Below are 22,428 nucleotides of genomic sequence, written 5' to 3'. Positions count from 1 at the left end.
TCCTGTTGCGTGCATCAGCGGCGGCCCTGCGGTGCGAGCTGCCGCAGCAGTGCCAGTTCCTCGCTGCTGAGCGGGAGTTCGGGGCAGAGCCGCTCGGGGTGTCCGGCCGGCGGCCCGTACGGCAGCGGCAGCAGCGGCGGGGCGTAGCCCAGTTCCCGGTACCGGTCCAGGGCCTCGGCGCGCCGGGCCGCCAGGTGCAGGTCGATTCCGCCGAGCGTCATCAGTCCCTGGCTCAGGGGTCTGAGGCCGTAGCGGACCACGGCGTCGCGGATCCGTCGCAGTGCGGGCATGGGTGAGTCCTCCTTCCGCTCACTGGGAGAGCCCGGGGAGCAGCGAGGATGCGAGCGGTCCCTTGAGCCCCGGTGGACCGCCGCACCGGTGGCGCCCCGACCCGGGCTCCAGTGCGGCTGCAGGCGGCGGCCGCAGGGTGGGGGCATCCGTGCCGCCGCCCGGGTGGCCGGCAGTCGTCGAGGGGAGTCGCCGTGACTCAGGCGGTCCAGTCAGTGAGCAGTGAGGTCACCGGAGACCTCTATGCGGAGGTGCGGACGTTCTACGCCCGTCAGATGCGCCGGGTGGACGCCCTGGACATCGAGGGCTTCGCGGACACCTTCACCGAGGACGGCGTGGTGGTGCACGCCAACGGCGCACGCGCCGAGGGCCGGGCCGAGATGGTGGCCGGGATGTACGCGAACAAGCCCCGCTACCGGGACATCGCGGTGCGGCACTGGTTCGACCACCTGCTGATCGAGCCGGTGGTGGGAGGCGAGGAGGGCGAACTGCGGGTCTCCTACTACTCGCTGGTCTCGCTGGCCGACCGGGAGGGGCGGCTGACCTTCGAGCCGACCTTCACGGTGGAGGACGTGCTGGTGCGGCGGGGCGGCCGGCTGCTCACCCGGGAGCGGGTCATCCACCGCGACCTTCCCGTGGAGTTCTGAACCGCGGACGCGCAGATGCGGCGGTGCTGCCGGGGAAGCCCCCGGCCGCACCGCCGCTCACTGCTGCGGACGCACCGCCGCGCCGGGCCGTACACCGGCCGGGGGCGCGGGGAGTCGCACGAGCGGCCCGCCACCGAGGTGGCGGCCCCTCGCGCGGTTCCCCGCGCCCCCGGACCGCGCAGGCCGACCGCGCGGGCCGGCCTTGCTGCGCCGGCCCTGCCGGGCCGACCGCGCCGCGCAGACCCGCGGTGCGGCCCCCGTACGGCCGCGGCTCAGTCGATCCCGCGGCAGATGTGGCCCTCCGCGCTCTCGTCGTCCTCGCCGGGGAACCGCAGTGCGGGCCAGGCGCCCCTGCTGTCGTCCCAGAGCATGTACTCCCGTGGTGCGGCGATCATCGCCCTCTCCTCTCCACCGGATCAGGCATGGCAGTCCGGCAGGCCTCCGTGGTACTCGACCATCTCCTTGAACGACGCCGCCACGTCGATCCGGGCACCCGGCGGCAGCCCCTGGAGCTCGGCGTAGGCGCGGTGCAGATTGCCCACCAGCCGCTCGCCGTCCAGCCACCCGGCGTACGGGCCGGGGTCCGCGGCTCGGGCCGTCTGCAGCGGGGTGCGCCCGCTTTCGAGGCCGTCCGCCGCAAGGCGCCGCAGCCACCGCAGATAGGACTCGGTGGCGTCCAGCACCTCCGGCCCGCCCACCGCACCGTGGCCGGCGACGACCACCTCGGGGCCGAGGGCGCGCAGCTGCTGGAGTGCCCGCAGCGAGCCGCTGACCGAGCCCATCAGCACATACGGGGTGACGCCGGACCAGGCCACGTCCCCGGTGAACAGCACCCTGCGCTCCGGCACCCAGGCCACCGTGTCGTCGGCGGTGTGCGCCGGACCGACCTGCAGCAGTTCCACGGTCAGCCCCCCGGTCCGCAGGGTGAGCCGGTCGCGGAAGGTCAGGTCGGGCAGCGCCAGTACGGTCTCGCCCCACTCCACCCCCGGCCAGAGGCTGCACAGCCCCAGCCCGGACTCCGCCATGTCGGAACGGGTGCCCTCGGCGGCCACCACGGTGGCGCGCGGGGTGAAGTGCGAGTTGCCGAAGACGTGGTCGCCGTGGAAGTGGGTGTTGACCACGACGTCCGGGCCCCCGGGGGCGACCCGCTCCACCTCGGCGCGCAGCCGGCGGGCCCGCGCCTCGGTTGCCGCGGTGTCGACCAGCACGGCCCGGCCGCCGTCGGCGACCAGGCCCGCGTTGTTGAGGCACCAGCCGCCGGGCGGCTGCTCGAAGGCGTACACGCCGTCGGCGACCGGCCGCAGCCGGGTCTGCGGAGGTGCCGCGGTGGTCACGCCGCCTCCCGGGCGTACGGCAGCCGGGCGTAGCGGCCGCGGTGGAACAGCAGCGGACGGGCGCCCGGCTCGCCGCGGTGGATGACGGCGACCCGGCCGATCAGCAGCACGTGGTCGCCCACCTCGACCTCGTCCTCCAGCAGGCACTCGAAGGCGGCCGTCGCCGCGGGGACCACCGCGTTGCCGGTGACGCCCTCGGTGGCCCGCAGCCGCTGCATGGCGATGCCGCCCTCGGGCCGGTCGGGACGGGCGAACTCGGTGGAGAGGTCCTGCTGTTCCTCGGACAGGATGCTGACCGCGAAGCTGCCCGCGGCCGCCACCCGGGGGCGCATCCGCCCGTCCTTCTTGACCGAGACCAGCAGCAGCAGCGGATCGAGTGAGACCGAGGTGAGGCTGTTGAGGGTCATCACGATGGTGTCGTTGCCGCTGCCGCTGGTCAGCAGGGTGACCCCGGTGGGGAAGGTGCCCATGGCCGCGCGGAAGTCGGCGGTGTCGGGCGCGGTGAACAGGGCCTGGGCGGTGTCGGTCATGGTGCGGGCTCCCTCTCTGGGCGTCGTCGGTCGGGCGCGCTCATCAGTAGTTGCCGAGCCCCCCGCAGACGTTGAGCGCCTGCGCGGTGATCGACGCGGCGGTGTCGCTGACCAGGTAGCCGACCAGTCCGGCCACCTCCTCGGGGGTGGAGTAGCGGCCCAGCGGGATCTTGGCCTCGAACTTCTCCTGGACGTCCTGCTCGGTGACGCCCCAGTGCGAGGCGTAGCCCTGCCGGACGCGCTGCGCCATGGGCGTCTCCACATAGCCGGGGCAGACCGCGTTGACCGTCACCCCGCTCTTGGCGAGCTCGATGCCCACGGCCTTGGTGAAGCCGACGACGCCGTGCTTGGACGCCGAGTACGGGGCGGCCAGCGCCACGCCCTGCTTGCCGCCGGTGGAGGCGATGCTGATCACCCGGCCCCAGCCGTTGGCCAGCATCCCGCCGGTGGACAGCACCTCCTTGGTGACCCGGAAGACGCTGTTGAGGTTGGTGTCGATGACGTCCAGCCAGAGGGACTCCTCCAGCTCGGCGGTCACCCCGCCGCCGCCGCGGCCGGCGTTGTTGACCAGGATGTCGATCCGGCCGTACCGCTCGACCGCCGCGGCGACCGCGGCACGGACCTGGCCGGTGTCGGAGACGTCGGCGGTGGTGCCGTCGACCTCCAGACCCTCCTCGCGCAGCCGCTTCACCAGCGCGGCGACGTCCTCCTCACCGCGTGCCACTCCGAAGACCGCGATGCCCTGCCGGGCCAGCAGCTCGGTCACGGCAAGGCCGATCCCGCTGGTGGCGCCGGTGACGAAGGCGATCCGTCGTCCCGTGTCTGTCATCAGGCTCTCCCGTCGAGCGTGTGCCCTGGCATGAACGGCGACGACCGTGCGCCCTGCGCCTTGCGCGGGTCTCGAATCCGGCTGGACCGCGGGCCGGTCGAGAGGGACTCGACGCGGCGTCGAGGCGGCGGGGCGAGGGTGGGGCGGTCAGTGAGCAGTGGCGAGCAGCGAGGAGGGGCCATGCCCGAACAGCCCGAGCAGTCGATCCCGGACGTGCGGAAGTCGGTGACCGTGGCGGGCACGCCCGAGCACTGCTTCCAGGTGTTCACCGAGCGTCCCGCCGACTGGTGGCCGCCGTCCCACATCCTGGTGAAGAAGGAGCGGGCCGGCCTGGCGTTCGAGCCCGGCGTCGGGGGCCGCTACTACGAGTGGGACGTGGACGGCACCGAGATCGCCTGGGGCAAGGTGCTGACCTGGGAGCCGCCCTACCGGCTCTCGATGACCTGGCGGATCGACGGCCGCTGGCAGTCGATCACCGACGACGAGCGGGCCAGCGAGATCGAGGTGGAGTTCACCGCGGTGGACGAGAACACCACCCGGGTGGAGCTGGCCCACGTCAAGCTGCACAAGCACGGCGAGGGCGCGGAGGGCATCTTCCGGGCGCTGGACGGCCCCAGCCCGGGCGAGACCCTGGAGCGGTTCGCCAAAGCGGCCCTCTGAGCGGTCCGAGACGCTCCTCCGGGGGCCCGCGCCGGTGCGGCGCGGGCCCCCTCGGCGCATCCTGCGAGGGGGCGGGGCGGTGCAGGTCCCCGGGATGGTCCAGCGGTGGTGCAGCGCTCTTCGAGCGGCACCGGTCACGCTCCTTCGGGCCACCGGAGGCCCGACATCACAGGAGGTCATCAGGATGCCTGCCGTCATACAACAGGAGACCGGGCCGCTGGACACCGGCACACGGGACAACCGGCTGTCCGAGGCCGCGGAGCAGGTGGCCGCGCTCGCCGCCCGGCACGCCGCCGAGGCGGACGCCACCCGCAGGCTCGACCCCGCCGTGATCGACGCGGTGCGCCGGGCCGGCTTCGCACGGCACTTCGTCGCCGCGGTCTTCGGGGGCACCGAGGGCGGCTTCGACGAGCTGACCCGGGCGGTCGTCAGGGTCGGTGCGGCCTGCCCCGCCACCGCCTGGTGCGCCTCGCTGAGCGCCTTCTCCGCCCGCTTCGCCTCCCATCTGCCCGCCGAGGGCCACCGTGCGATCTGGGGCGAGAGCCCGGACGTGGTGGTGGCGACCGCGCTGATGCCGGCCGGCCGGGCCACCGCGGCCGACGGCGGCTGGCGGCTGAACGGCCGCTGGAGCTATGTGAGCGGCATCGACTTCGCCGACTGGGCGCTGGTGTGCGCGGCGGTGGCCGGGGCTCCCGAGGGCCCGCCGCAGCTGCGCTTCTTCGCCCTGCCCAGGGGCTCGTACAGCGTGGTGGAGAGCTGGGACAGCATCGGGATGCGGGCGACCGGCAGCCACACCGTGGTGGTGGAGGACCTGCCGGTGCCCGCGCACCTGTCCTTCGACCGGGCGGACATGCTGACGGGCCGCAACGCCACCTCGGGGGTCTCCGCGCACAATGTGCCGTTCCAGGCCGTCGGCGGGCTGACCTTCATCGCGCCGGTGGTGGGCGCCGCGGTCGGCGCCCTGGCGGCCACCGCGGACGCGCTGCGCGGCAGGCGGCGCACCCAGGCCGCCGAGCTGGCCGTGGTGCGCGCCTCGGGCCGGATCGATGCCGCCCGGCACCTGGTCGCCGACAACGCCGCGGTGCTGGACGGGCGGCTCTTCACCCCCGAGCACATGGCCCGCAACGAGCGCAACGCCACCTTCGCCGCGGAGGCGGTCACCGAGGCGGTGGGCCTGCTGGTCCGCAGCGCCGGCACCGGCGGCCTGGGCGAGGGCCACGCCCTGCAGCGCTACTGGCGGGACATCACCTCGGCGGCCAGCCATGTGGCGCTGCAGTACGACACCGCGGCCCGCAAGAACTACTCGGCGGTGCTGCTCGGCCCCGAGGCCTGAGCCCTTCCGTCCGCCCGTGCGCGGGCCGCCCCTGTGGCGGCCCGCGCACCGCCGTGTCCGGTCCCGTACGGGGCGCCCTACAGGGCCGCCGCGCCCCTCGCCAAGGGCCGTCCGCCGCTCCAGACCGGGGCGACCTGCCCTCCAGCCGCCCTGCCTACCGTGCTGGGTGACCGTGGCCGGAAGCCCCCGGCCGTGTGGTGGCGGCGATATCGGAGGTGCCTCTTGACCGCTTCCCAGGAGACAGACGTTTTCCCCTTCCCCGGGTCCTCCTACCAGGGGCCGGCACCGCGCTACGCGGAGTTGCGGGGCTGCCCGCAGTCGGTGGTGAAGGTACCGACCGCGGGCGGTGTGGACACCTGGCTGGTGACCCGTTACGAGGACGTCCGCGAGGCCTTCGCCGACCCGCGGATCAGCCGGGCCGCGGCCTGCGGCGAGGGCGCTCCGCGGGTGGGCGGCTCGATGCACACCACCCCCGAGATGATCATCTCCATGGACTCGGTGGAGCACGCCCGGCTGCGCAAGCTGGTCGCCGGCGCCTTCACCGTCCGCCGGGTGGAGCAGATGCGGCCGCGGATCAAGGCCGTGGTCGACGAGCTGCTCGACGAGATGGCCGCCAAGGGGCCGGCCGTCGACCTGGTCCAGCAGCTGGCGCTGCCGCTGCCGCTCACCGTCATCGGGGAGCTGCTCGGGGTGCCGCGTCAGGACCTGCAGACCTTCGAGCGCTGGGCGCGGGCCTTCGCCACGGTGGACGACCGGGCGGGCGGCGAGGCGTCGCTGGAGGGCCTGGCCAAGCTCAGCGAGTACATCGTCGGCCTTATCGCGGACAAGCGGGCCAACCCCACCGACGACATGCTGTCGGAGCTGATCGCGGCCCGCGACGACAACGACCGGCTGAGCGAGCAGGAGCTGGTGACCTTCGGCTTCACCCTGATCGGCGCGGGCTTCGACACCACGGCCAACCAGCTCGCCAACTCGGTGCTGGCGCTGGTCTCGGACCACCGGGACCAGTGGGACCTGCTGGTGGAGCAGCCCGACCGGATCCCGGTGGCGGTGGAGGAACTGCTGCGGCACGTCAACCTCTTCGCCACCGACACCACCGGCTTCCCCCGGGTCGCCGTCGAGGACCTGGAGCTCGGCGGGGCGAGGATCTCGGCGGGTGACGCCGTGGTGATCGCGCTGGCCTCCGCCAACCGGGACGACGCGGTCTTCGAGGAGCCCGACCGGCTGGACGTCACCCGCAGCCACAATCCGCACATCTCCTTCGGCCACGGGATCCACCACTGCCTCGGCAAGAGCCTGGGGCGGCTGGAGATGCAGCTGGCCCTGGAGGGCCTGGTGCAGCGGTTCCCCGATCTGCGGCTGGCGGTGCCCGCCTCCGAACTCCCCTGGCACGTCGGCGAGATCAACCACACCCTGACCAGTCTGCCGGTCACCTGGGGCGACTGACGGCAGGTCGCGGACGGTCTCCACGGCGGTGCGGGTCCGGGTCTCCCGGGCCCGCACCGCCGTCTGCGCACCGGGCCGGCGCCCGCGGCCGGAGGCCCGGGAGTACGGAAGCACGGAGGCGCCGAAGCACCGGAACCACGGAGGCCCGGAGCCACGGCCGGCAGCCGGAAACGCCCGTGTCCGCCCCCGGGAGGGGCGGACACGGGCGTGGCAGGCGCGGCGGGTCAGTTGGCGCTGGAGACCCAGGTGCCGACGGTGGTCACCGTGACCGGGCCGATGTAGCTGGTGTCACCGGGGTTGGCCAGCACGAAGGCATCGGCGTGGCTGGTGAAGTGGTGCCCCCGGATCTTGCCCATGTGGACGGCCTGGACCATGCCGGGGATGGCGCCGTCGGCCCGTCCGCCGTGGGTGATGTACATCACGAAGGAGCCGTCGGGGTCGGTGTTCCAGAAGCCCGTGGCCGCGTACTGCGGGCCGCCGTCGACATCCGGCGGGCCCTCCGCGTTGAGGGTGTGGTCGGGGTGGAAGTGGAAGGTCGGCGTGGTGACCGCGGGACCCTCGGGGGCCCACACCGTGACGGTGAGGTCCCAGGTCCCGGTCAGGGTTCTGTCGGGCGCGGCCGAGGCGCTGCTCGGCGCGAGGGTGAAGCCGACCAGCAGCGCCAGCATGGCCAGCAGCCCGCCCAGGACCCGCGGTGCGGTGGCCCGGCTGCGGGCGCGGGCCGCACCGGGCGCCGTCTCGTTCCGTTCGCTCTGCTCTTGCATCGGCATGCCTTTCATCTCGTCAGACCGGTTGTGCGGTGCGTCTCTTGAGGTCGAAGCCGGGAGCCGCGACCTCCTCCGGGGTGAGATCGGGGCCGGCGGCCAGCAGCCGCCGGGCGATGCCGTGGTCGGCGGGCCGGTTGACCGACTCCACCCCCACCAGGCGTCCGTGCCGGAAGCAGAAGACGGAGAACCGCCCCTGCTCCGGGTCGCCCGCGGTCACGGCCTCGTCGTGACCGGCGGTGATGCCGGCGATCTGCAGCCGCAGCGTGAACTGCTGCGACCAGAACCAGGGCAGCGCCCGGTACGGGGCCGGCTCGCCACAGATCACCGCGGCGACGGTGCGTGCCTGGTCGGAGGCGTTCTGCACCGACTCCAGCCGCAGCGGCCGGCCCGCGTGCACGCTGGGGAACCGGGCGCAGTCGCCGACGGCGTGGATCGCGGGGTCGCTGGTCCGCAGCTGCTCGTCGACCAGGACGCCGTCACCGACGTTCAGTCCGGCCTCCACCGCGAGCCCCACATTGGGCAGCACCCCGATGCCGACCACCACCAGGTCCGCCGGCAGCCGGGTGCCGCCGTCCAGCTCCACCACCTGCACGGGCCCGTCGCCGGTGCCCGCGCCGTGCAGTGCGACCACCTCGCGGCGCAGCAGCAGGGCGGTGCCCCGGCGGCGGTGCTCGGCGGCGAGCCAGTCGGACATCACGGGGCTGACGGCGCGGGCCAGCACCCGGGGCAGTGCCTCCACCACGGTCGGGTGGTGGCCCAGCTCCCGGGCGGTGGCGGCGACCTCCAGGCCGATGAAGCCGGCGCCGACCACCACCACCTGGAGCGGCCGTTCCGCCCCGGCGAGCTGCTGCCGCAGCGCCTCGGCGTCGTCCAGGCCGCGCAGGGCGAGCACGCCGGGACGCTGGGCGCCGGGCACCGGCAGTGCCCGGGGGCGCGCTCCGGTGGCCAGCACCAGGGCGTCGTACGGCAGGGTCCGCCCGGAGTCCAGCAGCAGGGTGCGCAGCTCGCGGTCGATCTTCACCGCGCGGTCCCCGCGCAGCAGCTCGATGCGCTGGTCGGCGTAGAACGACGCCGGGCGCAGCTCCAGCTCCTCCTGCCCGACCGTCCCCGCCTGGTAGGCCTTGGACAGCGGCGGCCGCTGGTAGGGCAGCCAGGGCTCCTCGCCGACCAGGGTGACGCGGCCGTCGAAGCCGTGGCTGCGCAGCGCCGCCGCGGTGTCGGAACCGGCCTGTCCCGCGCCGACGATCACGACCGACCGGGCGGCCATCAGGACTGCCGCTCCGGGAGGTGGACCACGAGGCCGTCCAGCGCGTCGGAGATCTGCAGCTGGCAGCTGAGCCGGCTGCTGTCCCGGCGGGGGCTGGCGGTGCCGTACAGCACCTCGTCCTCGTCGTCGGCCATCTCCGGCAGCGACACCGTGCAGGCCTCGTCGATGTAGACGTGGCAGGTGCCGCACTGGGCGGAGCCGCCGCACTGGGCCTCGATGCCCACGACGTTGTTGATCTTCGCGCCGCGCATGACGGTGTTGGGCGCCGGTACCTCAAGAACGGTCTCGGTGCCGTTCGGGTGCTTGTAGGTGATCCTGGCCATGGCCCCCTCCTTCTGGAACGTCAGCCGGCTGGAACGACAGGGACTGTGGCAACGCGGCCTAGCGGCGTCCTGGAGTGGCCCTCGACGCAGTGGCCCCGCGGGCACCAGCGGGCCGCGAGCGGCCGTCCACCCGGGCGGACCAGCGTCGCGGGCATGAGTGCTCAGATGTTGCGGACCGCGTCCGCCCCCGCCCGCCCAGGCACCGGGACCCGCCGGCTAGGACTCGTGCTGGCCGCGTGCTGCCTGGGCCAGTTCATGAACGTGCTGGACGCCTCGGTGGTGAACGTGGCGCTGCCGGTGATCGCCAAGGACCTGGACTTCGGCTCGGGACTGCAGTGGGTCAACAGCGCCTACACCATCGCGGTCTGCGGCTTTCTGCTGCTGGGCGGCAGACTGGCCGACCTCTACGGGCAGCGGCGGGTCTTCCTCGCCGGAGTGGCGCTCTTCACCCTGGCCAGCAGTGTGGGCGGGGCGGCCGGCGGCCCGGCGACCCTGGTGGCCGCCCGCGCCTTCCAGGGGCTCGGCGCGGCCGTCATGACCCCCGCCACCCTGACCGTACTGGCCACCACCTTCACCGAACCCACGGCCCGGGCGAAGGCCTTCGGGGCGTGGAGCGCCGTGTCGGGCGCCGCGGGGGCCATCGGCGTGCTGGCCGGCGGGCTGATCACCCAGTGGTTCTCCTGGCGCTGGATCCTGCTGGTGAACGTCCCCATCGGGCTGGCGCTGCTGGTCGGCGTCGCGGTGGCGGTGCCCGAGTCCCGCCGCGGCGGCGACCGCCGGTCGCTGGACGTCCCGGGGGCGCTGACGGTGACGCTGGGCCTGATGGCCGCCGTGTACGGCATCGCCGAGTCCCACACCTACGGCTGGGGGTCGGTGCGGGTGCTGGGGTCGCTGGTGGCGGGGGTCGGGCTGCTGGGGCTCTTCCTGCTGATCCAGGCGAGGTTCGCCCGGCGGCCGCTGGTCCCGCTGGACGTCTTCCGCCACCGGTCGATGCGGTCCGCCAACCTGGTCGCCTTCTTCGGCATCGCCGCGCTCTTCTCCACCTTCTACTTCCTCACCCTGGTCCTCCAGCAGGTGCTGGGCTACAGCCCGCTGCGCACCGGCCTGAGCTATCTGCCGCTCTCCCTGGGGCTGGCGCTCGGCGGCTGGGGGATCTCCTCGGTGGTGCCGCGGCTCGGCCCCCGTCCGGTGCTGCTCGGCGGGCTGACCCTGGCCACCCTGGGACTGCTGTGGCTGGGGCGGCTGGACGAGCACTCCGGCTATCTCGCGGATGTGCTGGGACCGCTGCTGCTGCTGGGATTCGGCATGGGCACGGTGCTCAACGCCACCACCAACGCCGCCACCGCCGACCTGCCGGCCCACCAGGCCGGGCTGGCCTCGGGACTGCTGAACACCACCCGCCAGCTGGGCAGCGCACTCGGCCTGGTGGTCCTGGCCACCCTGGCGGCCGGCCGCAGCGGCTCCGCCGCGGCGGCTCCCGGGGGCGAGGCCGCCCGGCACGCACTGGCCTCCGGCTACGGCCTGGCGCTGACCGGGGCCGCGTTCTGCGCCGCGGCCGGGCTGCTGGCCGCCCTCACGGTGCCGGTCCGGAAGGCTTCCAGGTCGGCTCTAGCCGACGGCGAGACGCTGGCCGCCTGACGGCTAAGGAGGTCTTGCGGTGGTCAACACGTGGCCGGGAACGACGACAGAGGACGACCTGCGCGGGTTCTGCACCCAGCCGCTCCGCTGGTCGCAGGGCAGCGACCGGGCCGACGGCACCGGGCAGCAGGTGGAGTACGCCACCATCGAGGTCCCGCGGGACTACGCCGACCCGGACGGGGAGCGGCTCACCCTGGCGGTCAGCCGCCGCCGGGCGACCGACCCGGCGCGCCGCCGGGGCATCCTGCTCTCCGTCAACGGAGGACCCGGTGGCGACTGGGGTCTGGGCCGGGAGCTGCCGGGGAAGTTCGCCGGCACCCCGGTGCACGAGGTGTACGACCTGATCGGCTTCGACCCCCGGGGGACCGGCGCCTCCACACCGCTGCACGCCGAGGTGTCGGTGCCCCGGGCGCCCTTCGACTCCCGCCCCCCGGACTCGGCGTTCGCGCTGCTGGCCGAGGACATGCACCGCCGGGAGCTGGCCTGCGAGCGGGCCGGCGGCGAACTTCGCCGCCACATCAGCACCCCCAACACCGCCCGTGACATGGACGTGCTGCGCGCCGTGCTCGGCGAGCCGCGGCTCTCCTTCGTCGGCTACGCCTACGGCGCCTATGTGGGCGCGGTGTACGGGACCCTGTTCCCCGGCCGCCTCGACCGCAGCGTGCTGGACTCCTGCGTCCACCCCGGCTGGACCTGGCGCGAGCAGTTCCTGCAGCAGGGCGACGCGGCGCGGCGCAACGTGGAGCAGTGGGCCCGGTGGACGGCGGAGCGCACCGGTCACTTCGCCCTGGGCACCGACCCGGAGCAGGTGCTGGCCGCGGCGGAGGAGGCGGTGTCCCGCCTGGAGGGCCTGCCGGGCGGCGTCCGGCTGCGGACCCTGCTGGACGGGGCCGTCGGCACCCGGGCCGGCGACCGCAGCCGGTGGGCCGAACTGGCCCGGCTGGTGGGCGAGCTGCGCACGGTGGCGGATGCCGGGACCGCCGAGGGCCTGCTCGCCGAGCAGGGCACCTGGCGGCCCGACGACAACGAGGGCGACCTGCGCTGCGGTGTGCTGGAGGCCATCACCCTGGAGCACGCCTGGCCGTCCGACCCGGAGGTCTACCACCGGGACATGCGGGACTTCCGCAGCCGCTTCCCCTACGGCTACGGGGTGCTGCGGGCCCAGCCCTGGGTGGGGGCCTTCCGTACCTTCACCGCCCCCGAGGAGCCCGTGGCGCCCGCCCGCGACGGCTACCCGGTGGGCCTGGTGGTGCAGGCCGACGGCGACCCGATGGACCACTACGACGGCGGGGTGGCGATGGCGGAGCTGCTGGGCCACCGGCTGATCACCGTCGTGGACTCCGGCGAGCACGAGATCTACGCGCTGGGCGGCAACAAGCCGCTGGACGCCCAGGTCGACCGTTATCTGGTGGACGGGGAGCTGCCGCCGCCCGGCGCGAGCGTCCCGGGCACCGCGGCCCGTCCCGACATCCCGGCCGACCGCTGAGCACAGTCGCACGGCCAAGGGGCACCCCCGGGCGGGGGTGCCCCTTCGTCACGCCGGGCGGCGGTGCGTCAGGCCACGTCCAGACCGCCGTCCAGGGTGATGACCTGACCGGTGACCAGGGCGCTCGCCGGGTCGGCGAGCCTGGTGATCCAGGGGGTCACATCGTCCACGTCGGCCACCCGGCCGAGCGGCACCTCCTGGGCGGCGTGGGCGAAGAGTCCCTCCACCTGCTCCGGCGCCAGGCCGTTGGCCGCGTACGCCTCGGTGCGGACGAAGCCCGGCGCCACCGCGTTGACCCGGACGCCGCGCGGCGCCAGCTCCGCCGCCCAACTGCGGGTGAGGCTGTGCACACCGGCCTTGCTGGCCGCGTACACCGAACCGCCGGGGGTGGCGTTGTGGCCGGCCCGGCTGGAGACCAGCACGATGCTGCCGGGGTTGCGCAGCAGCGGCAGCAGGCGGCCGGTGAGCAGCACCGGGCCGACCAGGTTGATGTCCATGACCTCGCGGACGGTGGCGGCGTCCAGGTGCTCCAGCGGGCTGAAGCGGAAGACGCCGGCGTTGTGCACCAGGACGTCCAGCGAGCCCCCGTGGGCCCGCACGGCGGCGGCGACCGCGTCGGCGCCCGCCTCCGTGGCCACGTCGGCCGTCACCGGCACCACGGCGGGGTGCAGTGCGGCGACCTCGGCCAGCCGCTCGGCCCGCCGCCCGGTCACGACCACATGCGCGGCCCCCGACTCGGCGAAGGCCAGTGCCGCGGACCGGCCGATGCCGGTGCCGCCTCCGGTGACGACGATGGTCTGGTCAGCGAACGGCTTGTCGGACATGGGCGGTCCACCTCTCCTGGCGGTGATACGGGCCGCCAGTACAGCGGGGGCCGGTGCAGCCCTGCTGGAGCCGTCCCTGAGCCGGTGCGGCCCGGGCGGCCGCGGGGAGATGTTCCTGGTCAGGGGCCGGAGAGCGTCCGGACCTCGTGGGTCGCGGCGCCGGGGGCGGCGAAGTCCAGCAGCCGGCCGGCTTCGGCCTCCACCGCGTCCTGCTCGCGCCGGGTGAGGGGGACCAGCGGTTCCACCACGACCGCTGCGGCGTCCCGCTGCTGCTCCAGCCGCCACAGCCCGGCCACGAAACCGTCCACCAGCACGGTGGACTTGATCAGCCCGTTCCGGGTCATCACCGTACGGCGCTGGTCCTCCGTCAGGATCCTGGAGCGGTCGGCGTGGGAGAGCAGGATGTTGTCGAACTCGGGGAGCAGCCGCACCGGCGCGGCGGTGCCCGGGTCGGGCCGGGGCGCGTCGGGAAGGTCGTACAGCTCCCGGCCGGTCTCGTCACGGAAGACCAGCAGCTCGTCCCTGAGCCGCTTGACCGCGGCGGCCAGCCTGGTCATACCGGACCACATCTGCATGTCCTTGACGCTCGCCGGCCCGAAGGCGGCGAGATAGCGCAGCACCACCGCGTCCGGGGAGGTGTCGCTCTCCAGGGGCGCGTCCAGCCAGGACTCGGCCGTGGCGTGCACGGCCTGCCCGGACTCGCCCCACAGCCCCCGGGGCGGCAGCTGCACCAGCGGTGCCAGGTTGCGCACCGCGTTGGCCAGCGCGAAGCCGTCCCGGTCGGGCCACTTCTCGGCGAGCCTGGTGCCGAGGCCGCCCAGGGTGAGCGGCTCCTCCTCCAGCAGCCGGCGGCCCAGCCGGACCACCTCGTCCAGGTCGAGTCCGGCCAGACCGCGGCCGAAGGCGCTCTGCAGGGTGCGGGCCAGCGACTCGGCGAGCACCGGGCGCAGCCGCAGGCAGTCCCGGGCGGTGACCAGGTGGATGGTGCTGCGCATCATTACCAGACGCACCGCCTGACGCCCCCGGACCAGCTCCGCGAGGTCCTCGGTCCGGAAGCCGTCGAGGCGCGTCCACAGCCCCAGGTAGGGCGGGTTGGGCGCCTGGGCCTGCATGCCGACCAGGTGCTCGACGGCGTCGGCGGCGGGCATTCCGGCGCGTTCCAGCAGCAGTTGGCGCGCCAGCAGGGCGCGGTTGAGGGCTCGGCGGTCCAGGACCGGCGGTGATGCTGCGGGCATGGGACGGGCGCCTCCGGGAGCTGGGCGGTGCGGTGGCGTACGGCGCTCGCGCGCCCGGCGGCGGGCCGCCCGCGCACCGGGAGACGGCACGGGCGGCCCGCCGCCGGGCGGGAGCACGAGGTCAGGACAGCCGCACCAGGACGGTACCGCTGTACCGCCGCTGCTGCAGGGCGATGAAGGCCTCCGGCAGCGCGGGGACGCCGCCCTCGACGACCGTGTGCGGGAAGACGATCCGGCCTTCGCCCAGCCAGGCGCCGAACCGGGCGTTCCAGCCGTCGATCTGGTCGGGGGTGTGCAGGGTGGCGAAGCCCCGGAAGGACAGGTCGCGGCTGATCGCCGTCATCAGCGGCAGCCGGGGGCTGCCGCCGTCGCCGCCGTGCTGTCCCGCCAGCGCACCGCAGAGCGCGAAGCGGGCGCCGCGGTTGGCCACCTGGACCGCGGCCTCGAACTGCTCGCCGCCGACGTTGTCGAAGACCACGTCGATGCCGTCGGGGGCGAGTTCGGCGAGGCGGTCGACCACCGGGCCGTCGTGGTAGTCGAAGGCGGCGTCGAAGCCCAGCTCGCCCACCAGGAAGTCGATCTTCTCCTTGGAGCCGGTGCTGCCGATCACCCGCTTGGCACCCTGCAGCCGGGCAAGCTGCCCGGCCAGGGCGCCGACGCCGTTGGTGGCACCGGAGACGAAGACGGTCTCGCCCTCGGCGAGGCCGGCGGTCTCCACCAGGCCGTGCCAGGCGGTCGGGCCCTGGGAGAGGAAGTACTCGGGGCCGGGCAGCAGCGAGCGGTCGCGGCGGAAGAAGCCGTGGGCGTCGCCCACCGCGTAGTCGCGCCAGCCGGAGAAGTGCTCCACCAGGTCGCCGACGGCCAGCAGGGGGCTGTTGGAGCGGACCACGGTGCCCACCGTCCGGCCCCACATGGCGACGCCGGGCTGGAAGACGGGGATCGGCAGCTTGGTGTCGGGGTTCATCTGGTCGCGGGCGACGGAGCCCAGCGTCATCCAGTCGTTGCGGACGACCACCTCGCCCTCGCCGGGTTCGGCGAGCGGGCTGGTCGCCAGGGTGAAGTGGTCGAGGGTGACCTCGTCCTGGGGATAGGACGCCAGCCGGATCTCGCGGCTGGTCTCGGGCAGCGGGTCGGGGCTCATGGGGCGCTCCTGTGGGGTTCGGTACGGCTGGGTGTCTCGGGAAGCCAGGGGGTGCAGGAAGCCGGTCGGCCTCGGGGCTAGGGCAGCAGGACGGGCAGGGCCAGCAGGTGGTGGTTGACGTCACCGGTACGCCACCGCAGCTCCTCCTCCGGCACCGCGAGCCGCGCACCGGGGTGACGCCTGGTCAGCTCCTCCAGCGCGACCGCGATCTCGATCCTGGCCAGCGGCGCCCCCAGGCAGTGGTGGATGCCGTGGCCGAAGGCCAGGTGCGGGTTCTCCGCCCGGGTGAAGTCCACCCCGGCGGCGTCGGCGAAGGCGGCTTCGTCGCGGTTGGCCGAGGCGAACGCCAGGAAGACCGCGTCACCGGCGGGGATGGTCGTCCCCCCGAGGGCGATGTCCTCCAGGGCGATGCGCGGCAGTCCTGAGGTGTCGTCGGCGGTCAGGTTGACGGTGCGCAGCAGCTCCTCGACGGCGGTGGGGATCTCCTCGGGGTGCCCGCCCAGCCGCCGCCAGACCTCCTGGTGGCGGGCCAGCAGGGTCAGCACCGAGTTGGCCACCTGGGCCGCCGAGGAGTCGAAGCCCGCGCCCAGCAGGGTGTAGCCGAGGCCGATCAGCTCGCCCTCGTCCAGCCGGTCCCTGCCGACGCCCGCCGCCGGCAGCCGGGCGGCGATCAGCGCCGAGAGCACGTCGTCCGCGGGGCGTTCCCGCTTGGCCGCCACCAGTCCCGCGATGTAGCCGGCCAGCTGCTCCCGGGCCTCGACGGCCTGCTCCTCCGGGCCGGAGACGTCGGCGAACCGCTCGACCCACTGCTGGAAGCGCCCGCGGTCCTGCTCCGGTACGCCCAGCAGCTCGCAGATCACGGTGAGCGCCAGCGGGGTGGCGAAGTCGGCCACCAGGTCCGCCGTACCGCCGCCGATCCGGTCCAGCAGTGCGGTGACCAGGCCCCGCACCCGCGGCCGCATGGCGGCGATCCGCTCCGGGGAGAACGCCTGCACCGCGAGGTCCCGCAGCCGGGTGTGGTCCGGCGGGTCCAGGGAGATGATCATCCCGGGCGGGGCCTGGAAGAGGCCGCTGAACCGGGGCGCCGCCGGGTGGTAGGTCGCGGCCCGGCTGAGCCGGCCGCCGTCCAGTACGGCCCGGATGTCGGCGTGCCTGGTCACCAGCCATGCGTGGCCGCCCCCCGCCACCGGCACCCGCACCACGGGCTGCTCCGCGCGCAGCCGTGCCCAGTGCGGTGCGGGGCCGCGGTGGCTGGAGCCCGGGAAGGGGAAGATCAGGGTGTCCTGTGCGGCGGTGCTCTCCTGAACGGTGGTCATCGGGGCTCTCCGGTCAGCGCAGCGGGCGGAAGAAGGAGCGCAGTTCGTCGACCAGCAGCTCGGGCTGCTCCAGCGCCGGGAAGTGGCCGCCGCGCTCGTGGTCGGTCCAGCGGCGCAGATCGGTGAAGCGGCGTTCGCACCAGGCCCGTGGCATCCGGGCGTCCTTGGGGAAGACCGCGCAGGCGGTGGGCACCGCGACCGGGGCGAGCGCCATCCGGTTGTGGCTCTCCCAGTAGATCCGGGCCGAGGAGGCGCCGGTGCCCGCCAGCCAGCCCAGGGTGGCCACGTCCAGCAGGCGGTCGCGCGGGATCACCTTCTCCAGGTCTCCGTCGTGGTCGCTCCAGGCCCAGTACTTCTCCACCATCCAGGCCAGCTGGCCGACGGGGGAGTCGGTGAGGCCGTAGCCGAGGGTCTGCGGGCGGGTGGCCTGGATGACGGAGTAGCCGCCCTCCTCGGCCTGGAACTTCTTCATCGCGGCCAGCCCGGCGAGGTCGCGCTCGTCCAGATCGACCTGCTCCTTGGGGGGTCCGGCGAAGGGCATCGCCAGATGGATGCCGGCCAGGTGGGCGCCGTCGGTCTCGCCGAGCACCCCGGTGAGGAAGGACCCCCAGTCGACGCCGTGCGCCGCATAGCGGTCGTAGCCCAGCCGGGCCATCAGCTCGGCCCAGGCGGCGGCGGTGCGCTCCACCGTCCAGCCGGCCGCGGACGGCTTGTCGCTGAAGCCGTAGCCGGGGAGCGAGGGCGCGACCACATGGAAGGCGTCGGCCGGGTCCTCGGGGTCGGTCAGCGGCGCCACCAGGTCGAGAAACTCCACCACCGAGCCGGGCCAGCCGTGGCTGATCAGCAGCGGCATGGCCCCGGTGTGCGGCGAGCGGGCATGCAGGAAGTGGATGCCCAGGCCGTCGATCTCGGTGCGGAACTGCGGCACCGCGTTCAGCCGGGCCTCGGTGGCGCGCCAGTCGTAGCCGTCGCGCCAGTGGCCGGCCAGCTCCTGCAGATAGGCCAGCGGCACTCCCTGCGACCAGTCGTCGACGGTCTCCCTCTCGGGCCAGCGGGTGTGCGCCAGCCGCCGCCTCAGGTCGTCGAGATCCCCCTCCGGTGTGTCCACGCGGAAGGGCGTGACTGCGGCACTCATGCGGGTCTCCTCCTGCGGCTGCGGGACGGCGATGGGTGTCGGCACCGTACGGCCGGCGGCTAGAGCGGGGCTGGAACCTCCTGGCCGAACCGGGCTCTCCAGTCCTCGTCAGCCGCCGCTCCAGGGTGCGGTGCGAGCGTGCTGCGGCCCGACGAGGAGGGACCAGCGATGACCACACACGCCGAACACACCGGCGAGGCGGAAGAGACCTTCCCCTACGAGCGCAAGTGCCCGTTCGCGCCGCCCGCGCAGTACGCGCAGTTCGAGCAGGAGCCGGTGAAGCAGGTGCCGCTCCCGACCGGGCTGAAGATCTGGGCGGTCACCGGCCACGAGAACATGCGCCAGCTGCTGACCGATCCGCGGACCAGCGCCTCCCGCAAGGAGGAGAACTTCCCCTTCTACTTCAACGCCCCGCCGGAGTTCCGTACCGAGACCTCCTTCATCGGCTACGACGGTGCGGAGCACACCAGGACCCGCCGCAAGGCCGCGGTGACCTTCACCAACCGTCAGGTGCAGCGGCTGCGTCCCCGCATCGAGGAGATCGTCGACGAGGCGATCGACGCCATGCTGGAGGCCGGTCCCGGGGTGGACATGCACTACGCCCTGTCGCTGCCGGTGCCGATGACGGTCATCTGCCTGCTGCTCGGCATCCCCTATGAGGACCATGAGTTCTTCCAGGTCAACGGCACCACCCTGCTGGGCGGCACGGCGACCATGGAGGAGCGCCAGGCCGCGCTGGTCGATGTCAACGAGTACCTGTTCGGCCTGGTGGCCAAGAAGGAGCAGGAGCCCGGTGACGACCTGCTGAGCCGGGCCATCGCCGAGTACCGCGAGGCGGGCGAGCAGTACGAGGCCCGCGACCTGGTCAACCTCTGCCGGCTGCTGATGAACGGCGGCCACGAGACCACCGCCTCCATGATCTCGCTGGGCACGGCCTGCCTGCTGGAGCACCCGGAGCAGCTGGCGCAGCTGAAGGCCGACCCGGAGCTGATCGGCCCCGCGGTGGAGGAGCTGGTCCGCTATCTGACCATCGGGGACGCGGCCGTGCCCCGGGTGGCGATGGACGACATCGAGGTCGGCGGGGCCGTGATCCCCAAGGGCGACGGCATCCTCTGCCTGGGGCTGACCGCCAACCGCGACCCTGCGGTCTTCGACGACCCCGACGAGCTGATCCTGGCCCGCGGCAACCGCAAGCACTTCGGCTTCGGCCACGGGGTGCACCACTGCATCGGCGCCGACCTGGCCCGGCTGGAGCTCCAGCTGGTGTGGGGCAAGCTCTTCCAGCGCATCCCGACCCTGCGGCTGGCCAAGCCCTTCGAGGAGATCCCCTCCAAGGAGCGGGCGATCATCTACGGCCTGTGGGGTCTGCCGGTCACCTGGGACGTGTGAGTCCGCCATGGGTCCGCTGGAGGGCCTGCGGGTGGTCGAGCTGGCGGCGATCGGTCCGGCTCCGTTCGCCTGCATGATGTTCGCCGACCTGGGGGCGGAGGTGGTGCGTGTCGAACGGGCGGACGGCGTCCGCTCGTTCGGCGCGTGGCACCGGGAGCTGGACCGCGGCCGCACCGAGGTCGCCCTGGATCTCAAGGACCCGGCCGGCCGGGCGGAGCTGCTGGCCCTGGTGGAGCGCTCGGACGTGCTGGTGGAGGGCTTCCGGCCGGGTGTCGCCGAGCGCCTCGGCATCGGCCCCGGGGAGTGCCTGGCCCGCAACCCGGGCCTGGTGTACGCCCGGATGACCGGCTGGGGCCAGGAGGGTCCGCTGGCCCTGACGCCGGGTCATGACATCAACTACCTGGCGCTGACCGGCGCCCTGCACGCCATCGGGGCGGCGGGCGGGCCGCCGGTGCCGCCGGTCAATCTGCTGGGGGACTTCGGCGGCGGCGGGATGCTGCTGGTCGCCGGGGTGCTGGCCGCCCTGTGGGAGCGGCAGCGGTCCGGTCTCGGCCAGGTGGTGGACGCCGCGATCGTGGACGGCGCCGGGGCGATGCTGGGCATGCTGACCGCGATGTCCTCGGCCGGCGAGTGGCGTCCGGAGCGCGGCGCCAACCTGCTGGACGGCGGCGCCCCCTTCTACACCTGCTATGCGTGCTCCGACGGCCGCCACATGGCCGTCGGGGCGCTCGAGGACCGCTTCTACGCGGCCCTGCTGGCCGGGCTGGAGCTGGATCCGGCGGCGCTTCCGGACCGCTCCTGCCCGGCCCACTGGCCTGCCCTGCGGCAGTTGTTCGCGGACCGGTTCGCCCGCCGCGACCGGGACTTCTGGACCGCTGCCTTCGAGGGCACCGAGGCGTGTGTGACACCGGTGCTGAGCGTCGACGAGGCCGCTTCGCACCCTCACCACCTCGCCCGCGGCAGCGGACCGGCCAAGCCCGCTCCGCGCTTCAGCCGCACTCAACCGGGAGTCCACTGACTCCGCCCATATTGGTACCGATTGCCACGGCCATGCCCGGCCGTGCCGGAACCCTCCGATCACTGAGAGGCAACCATGGCTATTTCCTCCGAGCAGACACCGATCACGGTGGAGGAGGTGCAAAACGAGGCACCGGGCGGGACCGAGCCGGGCGGGACCGCCCCCGCGGCCGACCCGAGGCGCTGGGCGGCGCTGCTGGTGCTGCTGGTCTCCGCCTTCCTGGACATGCTGGACGGTACGGTCGCCAATGTGGCGGCGCCGTCGATGCAGCGCGAGCTGGGCGCCGGCTACTCCGCCATCCAGTGGGTGATGGTGGGCTACCAGCTCTCCTTCGCCCTGCTGCTGATCCTGGGCGGCCGTCTGGGCGACATCTACGGCCGCAAGAAGGTCTTCCTCGCCGGTGTGGCCGGCTTCACGCTCTTCTCGCTGGCCGCGGGTGTCTCCCAGGAGCCCTGGCAGCTGGTGGCGGCCCGGGTGCTGCAGGGTGCCTCGGCGGGTGTGATGGTTCCGCAGGTGCTGTCGATCATCCAGGTCACCTTCAGCAACAAGGAGAAGGGCACCGCCTTCGCGCTGCACGGCGCGGTCGGCGGCCTGGCCGCGACCATCGGCCTGGCGGTCGGCGGTCTGATGGTGCAGTGGGACCTCTTCGGTCTGGACTGGCGGCTGATCTTCCTGATCAATGTGCCGGTGGGCATCCTCGGCCTGGTGTACGGCTCCCGGGTGATCTCCGAGTCCAAGGCGCCCCAGGCGCTGCGGCTGGACACCCTGGGTGTGCTGCTGGCCACCGCCGGTCTGCTGCTGATCGTCTTCCCGCTGCTGCAGGGCCGTGAACTGGGCTGGCCGGTGGGCGGCTTCGTGTCGATGGGCGTCGGGGTGCCGGTGCTGGTGGGCTTCGTCCTCTGGCAGCGGCACAAGATCCGCAAGGACAACTCCCCGCTGGTGGCGCTGGGTCTGTTCCGCACCCGGAGCTTCTCCGCCGGGCTCGGGGTCAACCTGGCTTTCTACATTGGCATGGGCATGTTCACCATCGGCTGGACGCTCTACATGCAGGTCGGCCAGGGCTGGAGCCCGATGCACGCCGGTCTCACCAGCCTGCCCTTCTGCGTCGGCGCCTTCCTCACCGCCACCTCGTCGGTGATGATCCTGGTGCCCAAGTTCGGCCGCAAGGTGCAGCAGATCGGCGCCGTGGTGCTGATCGCCGGCCTGATCGGCTACATCGCGGTGGCCGGCCACTACGGCAGCGGAATCCACTCCTGGCAGCTCGGCCTGCCGCTGCTGGTCATCGGCCTGGGCTTCGGCACCGTCGCCACCCCGCTGCCGCTGATCGTCACCTCCGAGGTGCCGCACCAGGACGCCGGCTCCGCCTCCGGCCTGGTCAACACCTGCACCCAGCTGGGCTTCGCCGTCGGCGGCGCCCTGATCAGCGTGGTCTTCTTCGGCGGACTGGTCGGCAACACCACGGCCAGCCTGGACGACCAGGCACCGCAGCTGCGCAAGGACCTGGTCGCCACCGCGTCCGTGGACCCGGGACGGGTGGACTCCGTCGTCACCGCCTACCGCACCTGCACCCTGGACCGCACCAGGGAGAAGGACCCGGTCGTGGTCCCGGCCTCCTGCAAGGTGCCCGAGCTCGCCGACGCCAAGGTGGCCGCCGTCCTGGGCGGCCACAGCAAGCAGGTCACCGGCGACTCCTTCACCGCCAGCTTCGAGACCACGCTCTGGACGTTCGGCGGCATCACCGCCGCCGTCATGCTGCTGATGTTCGCCGTCCCCAAGCGGATGCGGATGGACGAGTGGCAGCAGGAGGAGCCCGCAGCCGAGG

The 22,428-nt window shown here is 73.6% G+C and carries 22 protein-coding genes; 9 read left to right on the top strand and 13 right to left on the bottom strand.

Features of this window, described 5'->3' with window-relative positions:
* Window positions 1-14: 14 nt before the first annotated feature.
* The gene (locus AOK09_RS10665; RefSeq protein ID WP_055586906.1) at window positions 15-290 is read right to left on the bottom strand and encodes a DUF6059 family protein; all 276 of its coding nucleotides are present in this window, start codon (window positions 288-290) and stop codon (window positions 15-17) included.
* Between the two features lie 192 nt (window positions 291-482).
* Between AOK09_RS10665 and AOK09_RS10660 the strand changes: the two genes are divergently transcribed.
* A complete protein-coding gene (locus tag AOK09_RS10660) occupies window positions 483-935 on the top strand; it encodes a nuclear transport factor 2 family protein (protein WP_055586905.1) in 453 nt (150 codons plus the stop codon).
* A gap of 272 nt (window positions 936-1,207) precedes the next feature.
* On the opposite strand, the gene AOK09_RS43130 is transcribed toward AOK09_RS10660, so the two are convergent.
* From AOK09_RS43130 to AOK09_RS10645, 4 genes are read right to left on the bottom strand one after another with little or no spacing between them, the layout of a single operon-like run.
* Window positions 1,208-1,330, bottom strand: coding sequence for a hypothetical protein (locus AOK09_RS43130; RefSeq protein ID WP_265736714.1), 123 nt, complete (start codon window positions 1,328-1,330; stop codon window positions 1,208-1,210).
* A gap of 21 nt (window positions 1,331-1,351) precedes the next feature.
* A complete protein-coding gene (locus tag AOK09_RS10655; RefSeq protein ID WP_055586904.1) occupies window positions 1,352-2,269 on the bottom strand; it encodes an MBL fold metallo-hydrolase in 918 nt (305 codons plus the stop codon).
* The gene (locus AOK09_RS10650) at window positions 2,266-2,799 is read right to left on the bottom strand and encodes a flavin reductase family protein (RefSeq protein WP_055586903.1); all 534 of its coding nucleotides are present in this window, start codon (window positions 2,797-2,799) and stop codon (window positions 2,266-2,268) included. The genes AOK09_RS10655 and AOK09_RS10650 overlap by 4 nt, the downstream gene beginning before the upstream one ends.
* A 43-nt stretch (window positions 2,800-2,842) precedes the next feature.
* Entirely contained in the window at window positions 2,843-3,628 is a 786-nt protein-coding gene (locus AOK09_RS10645; protein WP_055586902.1) for an SDR family NAD(P)-dependent oxidoreductase, read from the bottom strand.
* 180 nt (window positions 3,629-3,808) lie between these two features.
* Between AOK09_RS10645 and AOK09_RS10640 the strand changes: the two genes are divergently transcribed.
* From AOK09_RS10640 to AOK09_RS10630, 3 genes are all read left to right on the top strand, one after another.
* Complete coding sequence (locus AOK09_RS10640; protein WP_055586901.1) at window positions 3,809-4,288, top strand: SRPBCC family protein; 480 nt, start codon at window positions 3,809-3,811, stop codon at window positions 4,286-4,288.
* Window positions 4,289-4,472: 184 nt separating this feature from the next.
* Window positions 4,473-5,621, top strand: coding sequence for an acyl-CoA dehydrogenase family protein (locus tag AOK09_RS10635; RefSeq protein WP_055586900.1), 1,149 nt, complete (start codon window positions 4,473-4,475; stop codon window positions 5,619-5,621).
* A 222-nt stretch (window positions 5,622-5,843) separates the two neighbouring features.
* Window positions 5,844-7,067, top strand: coding sequence for a cytochrome P450 (locus tag AOK09_RS10630; RefSeq protein ID WP_079062925.1), 1,224 nt, complete (start codon window positions 5,844-5,846; stop codon window positions 7,065-7,067).
* 224 nt (window positions 7,068-7,291) lie between these two features.
* Here the strand turns inward: AOK09_RS10630 and AOK09_RS10625 are convergent, their stop codons facing one another.
* The 3 genes from AOK09_RS10625 to AOK09_RS10615 are packed head-to-tail and all read right to left on the bottom strand — an operon-like array spanning window position 7,292 to window position 9,424.
* Entirely contained in the window at window positions 7,292-7,831 is a 540-nt protein-coding gene (locus tag AOK09_RS10625; RefSeq protein WP_217698411.1) for a hypothetical protein, read from the bottom strand.
* 19 nt (window positions 7,832-7,850) lie between these two features.
* Entirely contained in the window at window positions 7,851-9,101 is a 1,251-nt protein-coding gene (locus tag AOK09_RS10620; RefSeq protein ID WP_055586897.1) for an NAD(P)/FAD-dependent oxidoreductase, read from the bottom strand.
* The gene (locus AOK09_RS10615) at window positions 9,101-9,424 is read right to left on the bottom strand and encodes a 2Fe-2S iron-sulfur cluster-binding protein (RefSeq protein WP_055586896.1); all 324 of its coding nucleotides are present in this window, start codon (window positions 9,422-9,424) and stop codon (window positions 9,101-9,103) included. Before AOK09_RS10615 ends, AOK09_RS10620 begins: the two co-directional genes overlap by 1 nt.
* Window positions 9,425-9,577: 153 nt before the next feature.
* Between AOK09_RS10615 and AOK09_RS10610 the strand changes: the two genes are divergently transcribed.
* A complete protein-coding gene (locus tag AOK09_RS10610) occupies window positions 9,578-11,062 on the top strand; it encodes an MFS transporter (protein WP_079062924.1) in 1,485 nt (494 codons plus the stop codon).
* 19 nt (window positions 11,063-11,081) lie between these two features.
* The gene (locus AOK09_RS10605) at window positions 11,082-12,548 is read left to right on the top strand and encodes an alpha/beta fold hydrolase (RefSeq protein WP_055586894.1); all 1,467 of its coding nucleotides are present in this window, start codon (window positions 11,082-11,084) and stop codon (window positions 12,546-12,548) included.
* 68 nt (window positions 12,549-12,616) lie between these two features.
* On the opposite strand, the gene AOK09_RS10600 is transcribed toward AOK09_RS10605, so the two are convergent.
* The 5 genes from AOK09_RS10600 to AOK09_RS10580 all read right to left on the bottom strand — a co-directional run bounded on the left by AOK09_RS10600 (window position 12,617) and on the right by AOK09_RS10580 (window position 18,199).
* On the bottom strand, window positions 12,617-13,372 hold the full coding sequence (locus AOK09_RS10600) for an SDR family NAD(P)-dependent oxidoreductase (protein WP_055586893.1): 756 nt from the start codon (window positions 13,370-13,372) through the stop codon (window positions 12,617-12,619).
* A 119-nt stretch (window positions 13,373-13,491) separates the two neighbouring features.
* On the bottom strand, window positions 13,492-14,607 hold the full coding sequence (locus tag AOK09_RS10595; RefSeq protein WP_055586892.1) for a winged helix DNA-binding domain-containing protein: 1,116 nt from the start codon (window positions 14,605-14,607) through the stop codon (window positions 13,492-13,494).
* A 121-nt stretch (window positions 14,608-14,728) separates the two neighbouring features.
* Window positions 14,729-15,748, bottom strand: a complete 1,020-nt coding sequence (locus AOK09_RS10590) for an MDR family NADP-dependent oxidoreductase (RefSeq protein WP_055586891.1) — start codon at window positions 15,746-15,748, stop codon at window positions 14,729-14,731.
* Window positions 15,749-15,825: 77 nt separating this feature from the next.
* Window positions 15,826-17,064 carry a cytochrome P450 gene (locus tag AOK09_RS10585; RefSeq protein ID WP_055586890.1) on the bottom strand — a complete coding sequence of 413 codons (1,239 nt, stop codon included), beginning with the start codon at window positions 17,062-17,064 and terminating at the stop codon, window positions 15,826-15,828.
* A gap of 13 nt (window positions 17,065-17,077) precedes the next feature.
* Window positions 17,078-18,199: an epoxide hydrolase family protein gene (locus AOK09_RS10580; protein ID WP_055586889.1), complete on the bottom strand. Its 1,122-nt coding sequence runs from the start codon at window positions 18,197-18,199 to the stop codon at window positions 17,078-17,080.
* 168 nt (window positions 18,200-18,367) lie between these two features.
* Here AOK09_RS10580 and AOK09_RS10575 point away from each other — a divergent pair, with 168 nt between their 5' ends.
* The 3 genes from AOK09_RS10575 to AOK09_RS10565 form a co-directional block, all read left to right on the top strand.
* Window positions 18,368-19,588 (top strand): cytochrome P450, encoded by a 1,221-nt coding sequence (locus AOK09_RS10575; RefSeq protein ID WP_055586888.1) that lies wholly within the window; start codon window positions 18,368-18,370, stop codon window positions 19,586-19,588.
* A gap of 7 nt (window positions 19,589-19,595) precedes the next feature.
* Entirely contained in the window at window positions 19,596-20,606 is a 1,011-nt protein-coding gene (locus tag AOK09_RS10570) for a CaiB/BaiF CoA transferase family protein (protein WP_079062923.1), read from the top strand.
* A gap of 75 nt (window positions 20,607-20,681) precedes the next feature.
* Window positions 20,682-22,428, top strand: a 1,747-nt coding sequence (locus tag AOK09_RS10565) for an MFS transporter (protein ID WP_055586887.1), incomplete at its 3' end; no start/stop codon positions are given.

The organism is Peterkaempfera griseoplana (genome assembly GCF_001418575.1).
GTDB lineage: Bacteria > Actinomycetota > Actinomycetes > Streptomycetales > Streptomycetaceae > Peterkaempfera > Peterkaempfera griseoplana.
This window is presented reverse-complemented; position numbering and strand designations above follow the sequence as displayed.